The following is a 17,635-nucleotide window of genomic DNA, read 5'->3' on the forward strand; positions in this document are numbered from 1 at the left end:
AAGCAATTTCTTCAAAAAATCGTAATTTCAGCCAAATATTAGGGGCTGTATGCGGAAGTTATTATTCTTATATTGTATTGGTTTGCTCGCCTCTTGCGAACTGTTCACCTCAAAGGAAGTTGAAGCCCGGAAGATTATTAACAAAGAGCTTTTGGAAATCGACTGGAACGATGTAGATCAGTACCCGCTTTTTGACGATTGTGATGAGACAGCAATAAAGCAAGTACAGCGGGAATGTTTTCAACAAGTTTTGTCAAATTATTTTTCAGAGGCCTTGGAAGGTTTGCGGTTTCAGGTAGATAATGATTTGAACGATACTATGCATATTGATTTTTTGATTGATGAACATGGTTTTATCTCAGTTTTGAATGCTGAGGAAAATGCAAGTATATCAAATGAAATATCTGATTTTAACACCGAAATATCCAATCGGTTAAACGACTTAACAACAGTCGCTCCTGCATTGAAGCGAGGAATCCCGGTAAGTTTAAAGTTTAGGCTCCCCATTGTAATATATACCAATTAAAAAAATTTGGCTACAGAAAAGATTATTTTAGGAATTGACCCAGGCACTACCATTATGGGATTTGGGATTATTAAAGTAATGAACAAGCAGATGCATTTTGTTCAGATGAATGAATTAATGCTCAAAAAATATAGCGACCCTTATACTAAACTCAAACTCATTTTTGAACGAACCATACAATTGATAGATACTTTCCATCCAGATGAGATTGCCATCGAAGCTCCTTTTTATGGGAAGAATGTCCAATCTATGCTTAAATTGGGACGAGCTCAGGGTGTGGCTATGGCTGCAGGACTTTCTAGGCAGATTCCCATAACAGAATATATGCCCAAAAAAATTAAAATGGCCATTACGGGCAACGGTAATGCCACTAAAGAACAGGTGGCAAAAATGCTTCAGAGTATGCTACAATTGGATGCACTACCCAATAATTTGGACAGTACCGATGGACTCGCTGCTGCAGTTTGTCATTTTTATAATCAAGGTCGAGTTGAGGTAGGTAAACACTATACGGGTTGGGATGCTTTTGTTAAACAGAATCCTAAAAAGATTAAATAAACAATATGCAATAAACAATTATCAATGAGGAATCACCCATTTAATAATGAAAAATGTTCAATAAAGAATGAGGGATAATCCACTTGCAGAAAAATCTTATGAATTTGCATTGAAAATTGTGAGTTTATACAAAAGTGTTGTTGTTGATAAAAGAGAGTATGTTCTTTCTAGGCAATTATTAAAATCAGGTACTTCAATCGGGGCAAATATTTCAGAAGCTAATGATGCAATTTCAAAAGCTGATTTTTCAGCAAAAATATCCATAGCTTATAAGGAAAGTTTAGAGACTAAATATTGGTTGTCACTACTTCCAGATTCAGAATACATGCCCGAGGAAAAAGCAAATCAATTGATAATCAAAGCAGATGAATTATCGAAAATTATGTTTTCAATCCTAAAAAAACAAGAATTGGAAAATAATAACTTTTCACTGATTATTGCTAATTGATAACTGAGAATGAGCGGAATTTACATTCACATCCCTTTCTGCAAACAAGCATGCCACTATTGTGATTTTCATTTTTCCACGCAATTGGGCAAGAAAGAAGCTATGGTCAAGGCACTTCAAAAAGAAATGGAATTGCGTAAGGATGAGTTTCAGGATGAATTGGTCGAGACAATTTATTTTGGTGGAGGCACCCCTTCCGTTCTTACTACAGCCGAGATAAACGATTTAATAAAAACAGTATACGCCAACTATACCGTTGCTAAAAGCCCTGAAATTACTTTAGAAGCAAACCCGGATGACTTAACGGAGGAAAAAATTCTGGAATTGGCCCAAAGTCCTATCAATAGATTGAGTATAGGAATCCAGTCCTTTTTTGATGAAGATTTAAAATTGATGAACAGAGCACATTCATCTGTACAAGCAATTAAGTCGCTGTCAATGGCAACAAAATATTTTAACAACATTTCCATAGATTTGATTTATGGAATACCTGGCATGGATAATATCAGGTGGAAAGCAAACATTGAAAAGGCCCTTTCCTTTAAACTTCCACATATTTCAAGCTATGCATTAACGGTAGAGCCTAAAACTGCATTAAAAAAGTTTATAGAAAGAGGAATTGTGGATGATGTAGATGATGACCAAGCTCAAGAACAATTCCATATTTTGGTAGATGTTCTGGAAGCAAATGGTTTTGTGAATTATGAAATTTCCAATTTTGGAAAAGATGGGTTCTTTTCAAAAAACAATACTTCATATTGGCAGGGAAAAAAATATATGGGCATTGGACCCTCGGCACATTCTTTTGACGGAAAGCATAGAGGCTGGAACATTAGAAACAATATAAAATACATAGGAGCCCTACAGATAGATAAATTGCCAATGGATATAGAGACCTTGACCAAAAAAGACAGGTACAATGAATATGTAATGACAGGCTTGCGAACCATTTGGGGCGTCTCTTTAAAAAAAATAGAATTGGATTTTGGAAGTACCTATATTGAACATCTGAAGCAACATGCACAAAAATATTTGCAAGAACACCTACTTTTTGTAGATGAAGGAAAATTATTGGCCACTAAAAAGGGAAAGTTTCTAGTGGACGGAATTGCTTCTGATTTGTTTATGCTCAATTTAAAATAGTAAATTGTCATTCTTGTGGAAAAAGAGTCCACAAGTATAATAGATTCCCAATCAAGTTGGGATGGCAAACCTAATAATAGTTGATAGCGAGCATCAAATACAATTCAAAAAATTATAAAATCGATTTATCCAAGCCATTGGACATCTCAATTCCATTACTTGGCGGTGACAAAAACGTAAATGCCTGGTACTTGGAACCCCCTAAAATTGAACCTCATAAAGAAGGCAATTATATCGGTAAGGTTTCAGAGGGCGCGTCCACCAATTTCAATTACATCTGGTTCAATCCACATTCGCATGTAACGCATACCGAATGTTTTGGGCATATTACCAAAGAATTTCATTCTGTAAATAGAAACCTAAAACAATTTTTTTTCTTTGCTGAAGTGATTACCCTTATTCCTGAGAGTTTTGGAGAGGACTTGGTCATTACAGCTGAATTATTGCAAAATAGCATAGGAGATAAAAACCCTGAAGCTTTGGTCATTAGGACAATTCCAAATCTTCCCAATAAACAAACTAAGCACTATTCCAATACAAACCCTCCCTACTTACTGAAAGATGCCGTTGAGTTTTTGGTCAAAAAAGAAATTGCCCACTTACTTATTGATTTGCCATCGGTAGATAAAGAAAAAGATGATGGGGCTCTTTTGGCCCATAAAGCGTTTTGGAATATTGACAGCAATCCTCGAAGAAATGCCACTATTACGGAATTTATCTACGTCGCAAATGATATTGCCGATGGTAGCTATGTATTGAATCTTCAAGTTGCACCTTTTGAAAATGATGCTAGCCCCAGTAGACCCGTGTTGTACAGGATTTTTGAATAATATATTAATTACAATCTTCATATATTTAAAAGATGGATAGCATTTTAGAAGCTTTATTGGGTCTCATTCTTGGGGCAATATTAATGTATTGGGTCTTTTCCTTATTCCGGAAAAAGAAAAATGAAGAACTGACCAAGCAGCAGTCAACCGTTTTATTGGATAAAATCAAGAGCGTTTGCAAATTGGTCTCGGTCGAAGGCGATTTTGCCGAAATTTATCATTATGAAAATACCAGGGGCGCTTTTATGAACCTGTTGAGCAGCAAGAAAAAAGCGCTAATCGTTGTAAAGGCCAAGGCACAAATTGGCTATGACCTAAAAAAACTGAACCTAAAAGCGGATAATGAGAAAAAGCGGATCATACTTGCAAATTTTCCAGAACCCGAGGTGCTGTCCATAGAACCCGAACTCGAATTTTACGATATTAAAAGTGGTTTATTTAACTTATTTACCCCTAATGACCTTACGAAATTGAACTTGGAGGCCAAAACGCACATACGACAAAAAATACCGGAAAGTGGTTTAATGGATACTGCTAAGAAGGAAGCATTGCAAGCAGTTTTATTGGTTGAAAAAATCGTTGAGACCATCGGGTGGACTTTGGATTATTCTGCCCTGGAAATTACAGTTAAGGAGAAACAGAATTTAGAAAATTAAAAGCATGAAAAAGTTAATATCATCACTTTTTGCGATTTGTTTTTTAATGACTATCGGATTTACACAAAATCAAAAAACCACCACGGAGTTCGATTCATCGTTTGCCCATACAGTATATTTCTGGCTTAAAAATCCAAACAATACAGACGATAGAGCCAAATTTGAGACCTCTTTGGAAAAGTTCCTGAAAAATTCAAAATATGCAAAAACCAATTTTATTGGAATTCCGCCCGTTGCAAAAAGGGATGTTGTGGATGGGTCATTCACTTATTCCCTTATTGTTACTTTTGAATCAGCAGAAGCACAAGAAAGTTACCAAAGCGAAAAGGCCCATCTAACTTTTATAAAAGAATGTAAAGACCTATGGGAGAAGGTTATTGTATATGATTCACAAGGGCTACAAAAATGAATATTGAAGAATTCAGGAATCATTGCCTAAACAAAAAGGGGGTTACCGAAGAGTTTCCATTTGATGAAACAACATTGGTATTTAAGGTAATGGGTAAAATGTTTGCTCTTATATCTTTGAAAAGATTGCCCCCACAATGCAATCTAAAGTGTGACCCTGAACGTGCAGTGCAACTAAGAGAACAGTACGACGGTGACATTCTACCAGGGTATCACATGAGCAAGACCCATTGGAATACACTGCTTTTGGACAACCTTCCGCCCATCCTAATCGTAGAACTGCTGAACCATTCCTATGACTTGGTAGTGTCTGGACTCACAAAAAAGCTGAAAGAAGAGTTGTTAGGACTCTAATAATGTTAAAGCTTATGATCCACATCTTAGCATTCAATTCTTAAAGTAAAGAGCATTTTTATAGATTGGTAAAGCGTATTTTATCCAATCGTCAAGTCAATTGCCGTATCCATACATTCCCTCCTAATTATTTATCTGGCATTTTTTATTTTAATGCACTTAATCATAAAGTTCGATTGAATGGAAAAAAAAGGACATCATTTAAAAATTCATATATCAAAAAGAAGAATTGCAATTTCCATACTGTTGATATCCGGAATTTTCTCTCTAATTGGGATTTCGATTTATAAAATGGTCAATTCTTCGACCGATAATAGGTTTGTGAACTTGGCAATCGAAAAAAATAATAAGACATACGTTTATTCTAAATTAGGAACAATCTTTGTCGAATCTTCAATCAAAAAAAACGAAAGTCCAAATCTCTTCGGGTTTGTTAGACTTTTCGAAAAAGATAAAAATCTCTACGTTTCACCCAATGAGTTAAATGAAATTGTTGATTTGTTATGTGGAAATTTCATTTTACACGATTATCCTGAGAAGAGTTATGATGGTTATGTTACTTCCGGAAATTCAAGTTGTTATAGAAATTCTTTTAAAAATCAAAGTACCCAAACAGTCGGAGAGCAAGTAAAATTGAATGCTTTACAAATAACAAATAAATCTACAGGTGAGGCCCATAACATACGTTGGAGCTATAACCTAAAAAATTACGAATACAGAGCTTTAGAAAATTGTGAAGAAAAATCCTTTATGATCAGAACTTCTGTTGTCCCTGGTGAAACTGTTTGGGCAAATGAAGATTTTATCGTGGTTAATCTTTATGAATTAGCAAACTTTTTTGGAGATAAGGTACATTTGGAATTCAAAGAAGAACAACAACTTTTATACATACTTCATAAATAAAAAGTAAGATAAGATATTTTTATATTTTTTTCTCTTGCAAATTGCCTATATATTTCAAGCTCTAGCTTTTATGGATGGATAGGGAATACAGCTTTTTTCCGTAACTTGGTTTTTAGTTTTAGACTTCAACTTGTTAAGATAAAAACTATTTCATAACGTTATAATCGATATTGATTTTATACTCGGAATCGATACGTAAAAGCAAGATTTAGAATGGTAAGTATTTTGGTAACGGGAGGAGCAGGTTTTATAGGCTCTAATTTCATTCCTTTTTATTTGGAGTCCAACACTAAGGTCAATATAGTTAATATTGATGCGCTTACTTATGCTGGTAGCTTGGATAATCTGGCAGATGTAGAAAAACATCCACGCTATACTTTTATAAATGGGAATGTCTGTGACAGAAAACTTGTTAAAAGAATATTTGAAATATATGGCATCAAAGGAGTGATTCATTTTGCCGCAGAGTCACATGTGGATAACTCCATCACAGATCCTGATGCATTTATGCAAACAAATATTTTGGGCACCTTTACTTTGTTGGATGTAGCCAAAAAACATTGGATGGTAAGCAATGGAGTTTATAAAGAGGCTTACAAAAATGCTAGATTTCACCATGTTTCTACAGATGAGGTATATGGAACTTTGGAAAAAGAGGGCCTTTTTGAGGAAACAACACCTTATGCGCCCAATAGTCCATACAGTGCTTCAAAAGCAGCCTCGGATTTTATAGTAAGAAGCTATCATCATACCTATGGTATGAACGTTGTAACTACAAACTGTTCCAACAATTACGGACCAAAACAACATGATGAAAAATTGATTCCCACCATTATTAGAAAAGCATTGGCGGGAGAACCTATTCCAATTTATGGGGATGGCTCAAACATTAGGGATTGGTTATATGTTTTGGACCATTGTAAAGGATTGGCATTGGCCTATGAAAAAGGAGTTTCGGGAGAGACCTATAATATTGGGGGTAGAAACGAAAGAAATAACATATACATTGCACAAAAAGTATGTGGGATTTTAGATAATAAAAGACCATCCGCCTCAGGTTCTTCATATAAAGATTTGATCACGTACGTTAAAGATAGGGCAGGGCACGATTTTAGATATGCCATTGACGCTTCCAAAATTGAAAATGAACTGGGATGGAGTGCCGATGAGAATTTTGAGACCGGTATTGAGAAAACAGTGGACTGGTATTTGAAAAGGCATGCTCTTACAAAAGAAAAAGATATTGTCTAAAGACAAATTGGATAGCTACATGTTACAGTTTTGAAAGCAGGAAAAATGAAAGGAATAATTTTGGCAGGAGGTTCGGGAACAAGATTGCACCCCATAACATTGGCGGTGAGCAAGCAATTGATGCCCATATATGATAAACCCATGATCTATTATCCACTTTCAACCTTGATCGAATCTGGAATTTGGGAAATATTAATCATTTCAACCCCGTATGACCTGCCACTTTTTAAAAGATTGCTCGGTAACGGCAGAAAATATGGTTGCAAGTTCGAATACGCCGTACAAGAAAAACCAAATGGGCTTGCAGAAGCATTTATTATTGGAGAAAAGTTTATAGAGAATGATAAGGTTGCCCTTATTCTAGGTGATAATATTTTTTACGGTACAGGTTTGGAAACCTTACTTCAATCCAATAGCAATCCAGATGGCGGAATTATTTATGCATATCACGTAAATGACCCTGAAAGGTATGGCGTTGTTGAATTTGGTGATGATGGAAAGGTCATTTCCATAGAAGAAAAGCCCCAAGAACCAAAATCTAACTATGCAGTTCCCGGAATTTATTTTTATGACAACGATGTCGTGGAGATTGCCAAAAATATCAAGCCCAGTAAAAGAGGCGAACTGGAAATTACGGACGTCAATCAAGAGTATTTGAAACAGGGAAGGCTTAAGGTGGGTATTATGGACAGGGGTACCGCTTGGTTGGATACCGGAACCTTTCAGTCATTGATGCAAGCTTCACAATTTGTTCAGGTCATCGAAGAAAGACAGGGGCTTAAAATAGGTGCCATTGAAGCATCTGCATATAAAATGGGCTTCATTACAAAAAACCAATTTAAAAAATTAACAGAACCTTTTCTGAAAAGCGGATACAGCAAACCCCTATTGGAAGCCTTGAAATAGTATATGAAAGTACAGAAAACGAAAATAATCGATTGCTATATTCTAGAGCCAATAATTCATGAAGACAAGCGAGGTTATTTTTTTGAGAGCTATAATCAAGAAAAGTTCGAATCACTGACCGGCTTAAAACCATATTTTGTTCAGGATAATGAATCCTTATCTTCAAAGGGTGTTCTCAGGGGGCTTCATTTTCAAAAAGAAGAACATGCACAAGCAAAATTGATCCGTGTAGGCGATGGTGAAGTTTTGGACGTTGCTGTTGATATAAGACCCGACTCCAAAACATTTGGAAACGTTGTCTCTACCATACTTTCATCCAATAATAAAAAACAAATGTTCATACCAAGAGGTTGTGCCCATGGTTTTGTAACCTTGAGCAATACCGCTAAATTCTTTTATAAATGTGACAACTTTTACAATGCAGCATCCGAAGGAGGAATCATCTATAATGACAAAACATTTAATATTGATTGGATGATACCAGAAGAAAATCTGATCATTTCGGAAAAGGATAAATCTTTACCGGCACTTAAAGAAGCGGTACCCCACTAATTTTAAATTATCTCCATGAAAATATTGGTTACAGGAGCATCCGGACAGTTGGGTAGCACTTTTAAATCATTGGCAAAAAAAGGGTATGCAAAAGAACTGGATTTTGTATTTAAGTCTGCTACAGATTTGGATATAACCGATATCGATGCCGTTCAAGAAGAACTTACCTCATCAGATTATGCATATTGTATCAACTGTGCTGGATTCACTAATGTAGATAGCGCGGAAGATCAAAACGATTTGGCATATCTGTTGAACGTAACCGGCGTTCGTAATCTTGCCATAAATTGTAATAGAAGCAAGACCATTTTAATCCATATTTCCACGGATTTTGTTTTTGATGGATTTTCAAACGTTCCCTATTCCGAAGAGGCTGTTGCTAGACCCATCAATTTTTATGGGGATACAAAATACAAGGGAGAACGTGCTGTTATCAATAATGTAAGTCGATACTTTATTCTGAGGACATCATGGCTATATTCAGAATTTGGACAAAACTTTATGAAGACCATGCTGAAATTGGCTCCCAAAAAGGATACAATTTCGGTAGTGTACGATCAAATAGGAACGCCAACATATGCTCTAGACCTTGCCAATACAATTTTGCTAATTATTAAAGAAAATAGTAAAGATTACGGAACCTACAATTATAGCAACGAAGGGGTTGCAAGTTGGTACGATTTTGCAAAGGCAATTTTTGAAGGCTATACTATCGATATTGAATTGAAACCTATCCTTTCAACAGCATATGAAATGTCTGCCGAGCGTCCAAAATTCAGTGTTCTGGATAAGTCCAAAATTAAGGATACGTTTGGTTTGATCATTCCACATTGGAAAGATAGCCTTTCTGTAGCACTGAGGGCTTATTCCCAAATTAATGGTTAAAGTCCTTTTGTCTGGATTTTGTGAAAAGAATCGGCCTGAAGCTTGAGCAATTCTTGGGCCTTCTCTTTCTTATATCGGTACAGCTCCTCCTCATTCTTGATATCCTCATAAATTTTTTGATTGAGCTCACCATCTGTAGAAAATAATAGCTTACGTTGTGCAACTTTTTGTGATACCCAAGTAGCCACTACACTTTCCTGTTCCTCAAAACGATAATCATATTCGCCCTTGGGTGCTAAAAGTTTAGCAATAATAGGAGAGGTCTCAATAGCTAAAAACAGTAAAAAAATAAAAAAGGAAGGCAGCCATGGTAATTTTCCCAATGCATTAATCCGTGCCATGAGGCCATCAAAGCCGTCGATTACAGGTTGTGAGTCGGTAACGGCGTTGTTGTAATCTAATCCAAGATCAGCAATTTGACTTTCTATCACAGCTATTTTTTGTGCATTGTCTTCCTTCAACTGTGCAAGTTCCATTAAATAAGCATCATGTTTTTCACGTTTTTCTTTGTATACAGGACCTTTGCCAAGCAGCTTGGTGCCTGCGGTTCCTTCCGCTTCAGCAATATAGGTATCGTACAATGCATTTGTTTCAGTTTCCTTGACGGCAACTTCGGTTTTTAAATTATTTATTTCTTGATTTAAAGCCTCTATCTTAGGGTTGTACTGTAATGCTATTTGCTGTTGATTGGCCAAGGTCATTTCATTTTTCTCTTCTAGCAACACCTGATTAATTTCCTTTTCGAAAATTTTCATTTCCAATGGTTTTGAAATTACAACAGCAATAATGATTGCAAGTATGATTCTTGGCACTGCTTGAACCAGCTCATTTTTAAAGCTGTCCCTTTTTTTAATGGTAGAAACAATATATCGGTCCAAATTAAAAATTAGTAAACCCCATATCAATCCAAAGAAGATAGACGTGTAGATATTGTCAAAAACAGTATATAAAGCATAGCCGCTGGCAATAAATGCCATGATAGCGGTAAAAAATACGGTGGCGCCAATACCAGCATATTTATTTCGTTCCCCATTGGAACATGAATCTAAAATTTTGGTGTCTGCCCCAGAGCAGAAAATAAAAAAGTGTTTTAACATAATAGTGCTCGTTTTTTAATTTAATCCTTCTGCTAAGCTCAGGACAGATAGACTATTAGAACGCGAGAACCATGATTTTGTTACAAAAAAAGCCTTAAAATAAAGGCTTTAGGGACGAATTTCAAATAATTATTAATGAGGAAGTTTATAGAGCTTAAAAAATAAAGTGGCAAAAATTACAAGTACAAGGAGGCAAAGAGAAAAATACAAGATAGTCTTTTCCCAATCCCTTTTTTTCTCCTTTCCAAATTTTGCACTGAATTTTTCTAATTCTGATTTAGTGAATTTGGGAAAATTGTACTCGGTAGTCACGGTAGCATCAACATATATAGGTTTACGATTATCACCTTGGAACTTCTTCCTTTTAGGAATTTTGTTCTGTTTTATACGGTTGACCATGTCGATGATGTGTCCACTCATAAAGTAAATCTATAGTATAAAATAGTGAAAATGTATCAATTTTGCAACATTTTCAATCAATCCAGACCATTTATTTATTGCTTTCAAGTTCTGTAAAATACTTATAAAAATAGGGAATGGTTTCAATGCCCTTCAAATAATTCCAAACTCCAAAATGTTCATTGGGGGAGTGGATGGCATCACTGTCCAGACCAAAACCCATTAAAATTGTTTTACTTCCCAAGACCTGTTCAAAAAGTGCGACTATAGGAATGCTCCCCCCTGTACGTTCTGGCACTGGTGTTTTCCCAAACGTGGTTTCGTAAGCCTTTGCTGCAGCTTTATACCCAATGCTATCAGTTTTAGTAACATAGGGAAGACCGCCATGATGTGGGGTAACTTTGACTTTAACACTTTTAGGCGCTATGGACTTAAAATGCTTTGCAAATAATTCTGTGATTTCGTCCGGGTCTTGATTTGGAACCAAACGCATCGAAATTTTTGCATAAGCCTTACTTGCAATAACTGTTTTTGCTCCCTCTCCGGTATATCCGCCCCAAATTCCATTGACATCCAAAGTTGGGCGAATAGAATACCTCTCAGAAGTTGTAAAACCTTTTTCACCTTGAACATCGTCAATATCCAATGCTTTCTTGTAATTATCTAAATTGAATGGGGCTTTTGCCATTTCTGCACGCTCGGCATCAGAAACTTTTTCAACCTTATCATAAAATCCAGGGATGGTGATATGATTGTTCTCGTCATGTAAAGATGCTATCATCTTGTTCAGTACATTGATAGGGTTTGGTACTGCGCCACCATATATACCAGAGTGCAAATCACGATTTGGCCCAGTAACTTCAACTTCAACATAGCTTAACCCCCTTAAGCCTGTTGTTATGGACGGTACATCATTTGCAATCATACCGGTATCGGATATTAGAATAATATCATTGGTAAATTTTTCTTTGTTCGATTCTAAAAATTCTGCCAGACTATCGCTTCCCACCTCTTCTTCACCTTCAATCATAAATTTTACGTTACATGGGAGTTGGTTGTTCTTCACCATAAATTCCATGGCCTTCACATGCATAAACATTTGCCCTTTATCATCACAGGCACCTCTAGCAAAAATAGCTCCATCCGGATGTATTTCGGTTTCTTTGATTACAGGCTCAAAAGGCGGGGAGGTCCATAATTCCAAAGGATCGGGCGGCTGTACATCATAATGGCCATAAACCAATATTGTAGGTAGATTGGAATCAATGATTTTTTCACCAAATACCACTGGATAGCCCTTGGTCTCACATATTTCCGCATTGTCGCAACCCGCATCTTCCAAATATTTTTTAACCAATTTGGCAGTCTCCAGAACATCTTCTGAAAAAGCGGTATCAGCGCTTATCGAAGGTATTTTCAGCAATTCAATAAGTTCATTTATAAATCGCTCTTTGTTGGCGGCAATATATTCATTTATTTGTTCCATATACGGTTTTAAAAAGTACACTAAAAGTACGAAAAACAAGTTTTTAAAAAGAGTGTATTTGCAAATCGGAAAATTGAATTATATTTGCAATCCTTTTTGCGGGCGTGGTGGAATTGGTAGACACGCTAGACTTAGGATCTAGTGCCGCAAGGTGTGAGAGTTCGAGTCTCTCCGCCCGCACTAAAATGAAAAGCTTCCCTTCATCGGGGAGTTTTTTTGTTTGGGTACAAAATTTTCCTAGTTTCTTTAACTAAATTAGGATTTATATGGTTTGATATTATTTAGTATAAATCTCTTCTTTTCAACTTTCATATAATAGCATTTAGAATTTTTGACCCATTCAACACACCCGCCTTCATTTCACTGAGCTACATTATGGAAAGAGAGCTTGCCTATACAAGTTTTGAATACTACTCATAGTTTCAAATTGCCATTGGAAGGCTATTGCATCGATTTTCTAGCAAAAGCGAGTTGAGTTTACTTCTATCAGATTAAATCAATAGTAAAGCTATTTTATTTAATAGTAATGCTATTAAAATTTTGTTAATAACTACCCAACCGTTCAAGTTTAATATTATTTTTGTCTAACAAAATTTTAAAAAGTTTAGACAGAATGAAAAAAACATACCTCAGTATTTTAACCTGTTCTATATTATTTATTAATGCTAATGCGCAAGCTCCTGATGGAGAACAGTTGGGTGCCTGGTATATGTATTTTTACAATGCTACGTTCAAGGAATCAAATTGGGGTATTCAAGGGGATATACAATATAGGGACTGGCGAGGACTCGGTGACAGGGAACAATTGTTGTTGCGCTCTGGTATCACCTATAGACCAACAAATTCCGGAGTACTGTTTACTGTGGGATTTGCCAATATTACAACTGGACAATATGGAGTGGATATAGACAACCCAATATCGGAAAACCGTATCTATCAAGAAGCGTTATTTTCTAACACTATTTTAAAAAGGTTACTGTTAACGCATCGTTTTAGATATGAACAGCGTTGGGTTGAAGACCAAGATTTTAGAACACGTTACCGTTACAATCTCTTTGTCAATATTCCCTTTAAAGGAACTACGCTTGATAAAGGAACCCCCTATTTTGCCTTTTACAATGAACTTTTTATCAATGGGGAACGAAATATAGGAAATGGTCGTGAGGTTCAATTTTTTGATCGAAATAGAACCTATTTAGGCCTAGGATATGCCATTAAGAAAAATTTGAGAGTCCAGTTGGGATGGATGGAACAGACCACCAATAACTGGCAGAAAGGACAGCTGCAGTTTAGCCTGCACCATACATTTTAACCATTAATTTTAAACTTTAATTAGATAACAAATGAAAAAAATCACATTACAATCAGTTGGAATTTTAGCATCATTATTTTTAGCATCCTGCCAAGAAACGAAAAAAACAGAACCTGTTGAGCAAGAAACACAACAGGAGCTTATTGAAGAAAAAGTAGTCGAAAGTATTTTAACTGCTGAAGAGCAAGCTGATATGACACCTCAAGAAATTGTAGGAAGACTTAAAAAGGGAAATGAAAATTTTATGAACAATAATCTAACCCAACGTGACCATTCGGCGCAACGTAGAAAAGCAATGATAGGGCAATTTCCAAAAGCTATCGTACTTTCTTGTGTAGACAGCCGTGTACCCGTAGAGGATGTTTTTGATTTGGGAATTGGTGATATTTTTGTAGCACGTGTCGCAGGTAATATTGAAAATGCGGATATCGTTGGGTCGATGGAATTTGCGACAGCCGTTGCAGGTTCTAAAGTTGTTATCGTAATGGGACACACTGCTTGTGGTGCAGTAAAATCTACAATCGACCAAGTTGATGCGAAAGCATTGGGGATGAATTCACTTGCCGATCTTATTGATGAGATTCAGCCTGCGGTTGAAGAAACTGAATTTGAAGGTGAGCGTACGACTAAAAATATCGAGTTTACCGACCTCGTTATCAATAATAATGCGATGCGCACGGTAATGAATATAAGACAGCAATCACCTACAATGGCAAAAATGGAAGATGAAGGTGAACTTATGATTGTATCCGCCCTTTACAATATGGAAACAGGAAAAGTGACCTTTAACAACGATTAAATTTGTTGAATAAATCAGGTAATAAATCCCTATGGCTCAAGTTATAGGGATTTTTTTAACTTATTGGTCAATTTCAATATCCAACAAAATATAATAGGAATTGACTTTTTTAAATCCTTCGATATAATTAGATGATTTAATTCAAAACCAATGGAAATATACTATACTAAAATTATAGAATCAATTGTCGTTATAGCCATATTCATAGTAATTCGAATGGTGATGAATCGACTTATAAATAAAACGATTACAGATAAAGTGCTTCAAAAATCCAGAATTCAACTTATTAGAAGAGCCATCCATTTTATTTTATTGCTGGTTAGCCTAATCATCCTTATGGTAATCTGGGGTGTAAAACAATCTGAATTGGCAGTATTTGTTGGTTCTTTACTCACAATTATTGGTGTTGCTTTCTTTGCGCAATGGTCACTATTATCAAATATAACTTCAAGTATCATTATTTTCTTTGGACATTCAGTAAAGATTGGGGATTCCATATCAATTATGGAAACAAAAGATTATGAGATTAGAGGGGAAGTTTTGAACATAGGATTATTTTTTACTAAAGTAAAAATGTATCCCACAGATGAAGAGATAACTTTGCCTAATAATATTTTTATTCAAAAAACCATCCGAAAAGTAAATCATCTCGGCGATGAATTACAGAATAGCTTAACTATTAATCAAGAACTTTTATAGCTATTTTAAACAAAGAATTTTCAGCTAAAACACCATGAAAGATTGCCATAGCCTTAGAAAATAAAGTCATGAAAAGATGCTATCATTTCTCGATACTTCTAACAAGAAACTACAGTGCAATACGTATTTTGAGCTTTCTTCTCACACTATAGCTGATATTTTTCTATGATGAATGACGATATTGTTAATTTTTTCATTAAAGCCGATACTCATAAAACCGCGAAATCTTGGTGATAGAAGAATTCTCGAGATATATTGTCGATAACCAATATTTAGATTGTGTTGATACTTAGGGGTATAAATATCTCATTCCCAAACAACCGACCTCTTTTTGGTCAATTTAGTGCCGATGTTCTCAAAGGTTTCTTTACTCATATAGTGGCGCAACGGATGAAACTCTTTTAAAAACCCATCTTGATTATTACTGCCAATTATGGTTTTATCAAATTCACTTCCGCTCCAAGTAGTTTTGGACCAGGGTAAGTTCAATTCATTGGGCGATTTGTCAAAGGACCATTCTGGACCTACGGATACCCATCTTAATGTGAATGCTTGTGTTGCAGTGTTCCCATAATCTATCCAAGTTATCCCATTTTCTGCCGTCGCATTTTTTGGACGATCCTCAAGCCTAGAGTATACTAAGGTATAATTCCTGTTATCGTCCAAAATTATTTCATCATCCATGATACTTGTGTTTTCAAGACCTTTTACTTTTGAAAAAGGAAAAGCGGCATCATAGGTCGTTAAACTCCAATAGCGGCATTGTGCAGGTTTTAAGATTTTTGCACCGTTACGGGTATCTGGGAAGGTTGGCATTTTTCCGGTAAGTACATAGATTTTACCTTTTTTAATACTCATTCCATTAGTAAGATAGCCATGGTAGTTACTCCCGGTGGCATGGGGCTCCAGACTTGATGGTGCAGGCATGTCGGCCCCACGACCTGTGATTCCTTTGTGCAGATCACGAACGTATTTTTTGTCTGAAGGACTATTTTTGTAAAGTGCCCTGGAAGCTCCCGAAGCAATTTGTAAAAAAATTCCAAATTGCTTGTCCCACCCGATATCCTTACCATTATAAGGTGCTGGGTCACTGTTCCCAATATCACGGTTGGCCATTGTTTCCTCAGAAGCTTGAACAAAACCTTCGTAATCAGCTACAACGGTAAACTTTTCGCCCGTTTTTAATTCAAAATACATTTTGGGGAGTTCCACCCCAGCATCTGGAAACTTATCCTTATCGATACCATAATACCTTATCCAAACATCTCCAAAATCCCAAGGCCCTCTTCCATGACCTTCTGATTTATTCGCTCCCCAAGGCCCTTGTGCCTGTATAGCACTGGCGTGCCGTAGTTTTCCATTTCCCCTGTACGGCGGCTCGTGCGATGGGTCCAGTTCGGTTGCATTGCCTAAACTCATTTTATAAATTACTTCGTATGCTCTATTTTTTGCCAAGCGATTTCCATTTGGCTTAAACGGATTACTATTATTTGCTTTGGGCACGATATCAGAATCAACTATCGCTACCTCACCGTTACCTGCAAATTTGTCATATCTATAACCGGCGCCATCAAATGGGGGAGAAGTTTGAACGCTAAAAAATCTACAATAGGGAAAATCCCCTTCAATTTTCATAAAGGAACCAAAAGGAGCATATATGATTGGAGCTAATAAATAGGTGCAATGTGGATCGGGAAAACTACCGTAGAGTTTCTTAAAATTAATTTTATGGGCCATACGGGAAACCCATTGATCTTTGGGGTCGATATCTTCAAATTTAACCAATCGTATGTTTTTGAACCGCTCGCTATCATATCCTTTTGGTAGAATGCTATCAGGAAGTTTGGACGGAACCTCCCCTTTAGCCCATTTTTTGATATAGTGCTCCAAGTTATCCGATATTCGTTGGGCTTCAGCTTTTAAATCAGCTGCTGACCTATATGGATATTCAGGTGCTTTGGGCAAGCAACCAAAAAAAGTAAGCGTAAATAAAAAGATAACTATATTTCTCATGTAGCTACATGTTTAATTCATATTTTTTAATCCAATATTCTTCTCATAATAAATGTTGTGGCTGATAAATTTTCTGCGTTGGGTTTCTCTCCTGGTATCCGAAAACTATCATTAACTACGGTTATCTCAACACTGTCTTCTGTTGTTCTGTCACTAATGGTCAAAATATTTCCGTTTAACTCCCAAGTACCTTGAAAAATATCCAAAATATCATCGCGACAATTAATAGTATCGGGGTCATTACTAAATATATAGTATTGTATTTTCTGAAACGAGTTCTCCATTATCCTTAAAATCATATTTCAGGATTTTACATTTTCTGGAGATGAGTTCGTTAAGAATTACTTCAGCATTCAATATTAATTTTTTTTAAATGTATATGTGAAAGGTCAATAGATTGATGGTGCACT

The 17,635-nt window shown here is 36.0% G+C and carries 21 protein-coding genes and 1 tRNA gene; 17 read left to right on the forward strand and 5 right to left on the reverse strand.

Going from position 1 to position 17,635, the window contains the following annotated elements:
• Positions 1–49: 49 nt before the first annotated feature.
• The 13 genes from HME9304_RS09725 (at position 50) to rfbD (ending at position 9,420) form a co-directional block, all read left to right on the forward strand.
• Positions 50–526, forward strand: coding sequence for a hypothetical protein (locus HME9304_RS09725; RefSeq protein ID WP_112378410.1), 477 nt, complete (start codon positions 50–52; stop codon positions 524–526).
• A 6-nt stretch (positions 527–532) separates the two neighbouring features.
• Positions 533–1,084, forward strand: coding sequence for a crossover junction endodeoxyribonuclease RuvC (gene ruvC, locus HME9304_RS09730; protein WP_112378411.1), 552 nt, complete (start codon positions 533–535; stop codon positions 1,082–1,084).
• Between the two features lie 67 nt (positions 1,085–1,151).
• The gene (locus tag HME9304_RS09735; RefSeq protein ID WP_112378412.1) at positions 1,152–1,532 is read left to right on the forward strand and encodes a four helix bundle protein; all 381 of its coding nucleotides are present in this window, start codon (positions 1,152–1,154) and stop codon (positions 1,530–1,532) included.
• A gap of 9 nt (positions 1,533–1,541) precedes the next feature.
• Positions 1,542–2,675: a radical SAM family heme chaperone HemW gene (hemW, locus tag HME9304_RS09740; RefSeq protein ID WP_112378413.1), complete on the forward strand. Its 1,134-nt coding sequence runs from the start codon at positions 1,542–1,544 to the stop codon at positions 2,673–2,675.
• An 80-nt stretch (positions 2,676–2,755) separates the two neighbouring features.
• A complete protein-coding gene (locus HME9304_RS09745) occupies positions 2,756–3,505 on the forward strand; it encodes a cyclase family protein (RefSeq protein ID WP_112378414.1) in 750 nt (249 codons plus the stop codon).
• A 32-nt stretch (positions 3,506–3,537) separates the two neighbouring features.
• On the forward strand, positions 3,538–4,161 hold the full coding sequence (locus tag HME9304_RS09750; RefSeq protein ID WP_112378415.1) for a DUF4230 domain-containing protein: 624 nt from the start codon (positions 3,538–3,540) through the stop codon (positions 4,159–4,161).
• A gap of 46 nt (positions 4,162–4,207) precedes the next feature.
• Positions 4,208–4,570, forward strand: a complete 363-nt coding sequence (locus HME9304_RS09755; protein WP_239023428.1) for a Dabb family protein — start codon at positions 4,208–4,210, stop codon at positions 4,568–4,570.
• Positions 4,567–4,923 (forward strand): MmcQ/YjbR family DNA-binding protein, encoded by a 357-nt coding sequence (locus tag HME9304_RS09760; protein WP_112378417.1) that lies wholly within the window; start codon positions 4,567–4,569, stop codon positions 4,921–4,923. The genes HME9304_RS09755 and HME9304_RS09760 overlap by 4 nt, the downstream gene beginning before the upstream one ends.
• Positions 4,924–5,103: 180 nt before the next feature.
• Positions 5,104–5,826 carry a hypothetical protein gene (locus HME9304_RS09765; protein WP_112378418.1) on the forward strand — a complete coding sequence of 241 codons (723 nt, stop codon included), beginning with the start codon at positions 5,104–5,106 and terminating at the stop codon, positions 5,824–5,826.
• A gap of 213 nt (positions 5,827–6,039) precedes the next feature.
• Entirely contained in the window at positions 6,040–7,077 is a 1,038-nt protein-coding gene (gene rfbB / locus HME9304_RS09770; protein WP_112378419.1) for a dTDP-glucose 4,6-dehydratase, read from the forward strand.
• 45 nt (positions 7,078–7,122) lie between these two features.
• Positions 7,123–7,983: a glucose-1-phosphate thymidylyltransferase RfbA gene (gene rfbA, locus HME9304_RS09775; protein WP_112378420.1), complete on the forward strand. Its 861-nt coding sequence runs from the start codon at positions 7,123–7,125 to the stop codon at positions 7,981–7,983.
• Between the two features lie 3 nt (positions 7,984–7,986).
• Positions 7,987–8,535, forward strand: coding sequence for a dTDP-4-dehydrorhamnose 3,5-epimerase (gene rfbC, locus HME9304_RS09780; protein ID WP_112378421.1), 549 nt, complete (start codon positions 7,987–7,989; stop codon positions 8,533–8,535).
• 15 nt (positions 8,536–8,550) lie between these two features.
• A complete protein-coding gene (gene rfbD, locus HME9304_RS09785; protein ID WP_112378422.1) occupies positions 8,551–9,420 on the forward strand; it encodes a dTDP-4-dehydrorhamnose reductase in 870 nt (289 codons plus the stop codon).
• On the opposite strand, the gene HME9304_RS09790 is transcribed toward rfbD, so the two are convergent.
• The 3 genes from HME9304_RS09790 to HME9304_RS09800 form a co-directional block, all read right to left on the reverse strand.
• On the reverse strand, positions 9,417–10,517 hold the full coding sequence (locus tag HME9304_RS09790) for a DUF4407 domain-containing protein (RefSeq protein ID WP_112378423.1): 1,101 nt from the start codon (positions 10,515–10,517) through the stop codon (positions 9,417–9,419). The two genes, rfbD and HME9304_RS09790, sit on opposite strands and share 4 nt — an antisense overlap.
• Before the next feature lie 132 nt (positions 10,518–10,649).
• Positions 10,650–10,937, reverse strand: a complete 288-nt coding sequence (locus tag HME9304_RS17075) for a hypothetical protein (protein ID WP_112378424.1) — start codon at positions 10,935–10,937, stop codon at positions 10,650–10,652.
• 70 nt (positions 10,938–11,007) lie between these two features.
• On the reverse strand, positions 11,008–12,402 hold the full coding sequence (locus HME9304_RS09800) for a dipeptidase (RefSeq protein WP_112378425.1): 1,395 nt from the start codon (positions 12,400–12,402) through the stop codon (positions 11,008–11,010).
• 98 nt (positions 12,403–12,500) lie between these two features.
• On the opposite strand from HME9304_RS09800, the gene HME9304_RS09805 reads away from it, so the two are divergent.
• The 4 genes from HME9304_RS09805 to HME9304_RS09820 all read left to right on the forward strand — a co-directional run bounded on the left by HME9304_RS09805 (position 12,501) and on the right by HME9304_RS09820 (position 15,212).
• Positions 12,501–12,582 (forward strand) — tRNA-Leu (locus tag HME9304_RS09805).
• 433 nt (positions 12,583–13,015) lie between these two features.
• Positions 13,016–13,714, forward strand: a complete 699-nt coding sequence (locus HME9304_RS09810) for a DUF2490 domain-containing protein (protein WP_112378426.1) — start codon at positions 13,016–13,018, stop codon at positions 13,712–13,714.
• Positions 13,715–13,745: 31 nt separating this feature from the next.
• Positions 13,746–14,513 (forward strand): carbonic anhydrase family protein, encoded by a 768-nt coding sequence (locus HME9304_RS09815; RefSeq protein WP_112378427.1) that lies wholly within the window; start codon positions 13,746–13,748, stop codon positions 14,511–14,513.
• Positions 14,514–14,663: 150 nt separating this feature from the next.
• A complete protein-coding gene (locus HME9304_RS09820) occupies positions 14,664–15,212 on the forward strand; it encodes a mechanosensitive ion channel domain-containing protein (protein ID WP_112378428.1) in 549 nt (182 codons plus the stop codon).
• A gap of 306 nt (positions 15,213–15,518) precedes the next feature.
• On the opposite strand, the gene HME9304_RS09825 is transcribed toward HME9304_RS09820, so the two are convergent.
• Positions 15,519–17,225, reverse strand: a complete 1,707-nt coding sequence (locus tag HME9304_RS09825) for a hypothetical protein (RefSeq protein WP_112378429.1) — start codon at positions 17,223–17,225, stop codon at positions 15,519–15,521.
• 26 nt (positions 17,226–17,251) lie between these two features.
• Positions 17,252–17,524, reverse strand: a complete 273-nt coding sequence (locus HME9304_RS09830) for a hypothetical protein (protein WP_123877433.1) — start codon at positions 17,522–17,524, stop codon at positions 17,252–17,254.
• Positions 17,525–17,635 lie beyond the last annotated feature (111 nt).

This window comes from Flagellimonas maritima (assembly GCF_003269425.1).
GTDB classification, from domain to species: Bacteria; Bacteroidota; Bacteroidia; order Flavobacteriales; family Flavobacteriaceae; genus Flagellimonas; species Flagellimonas maritima.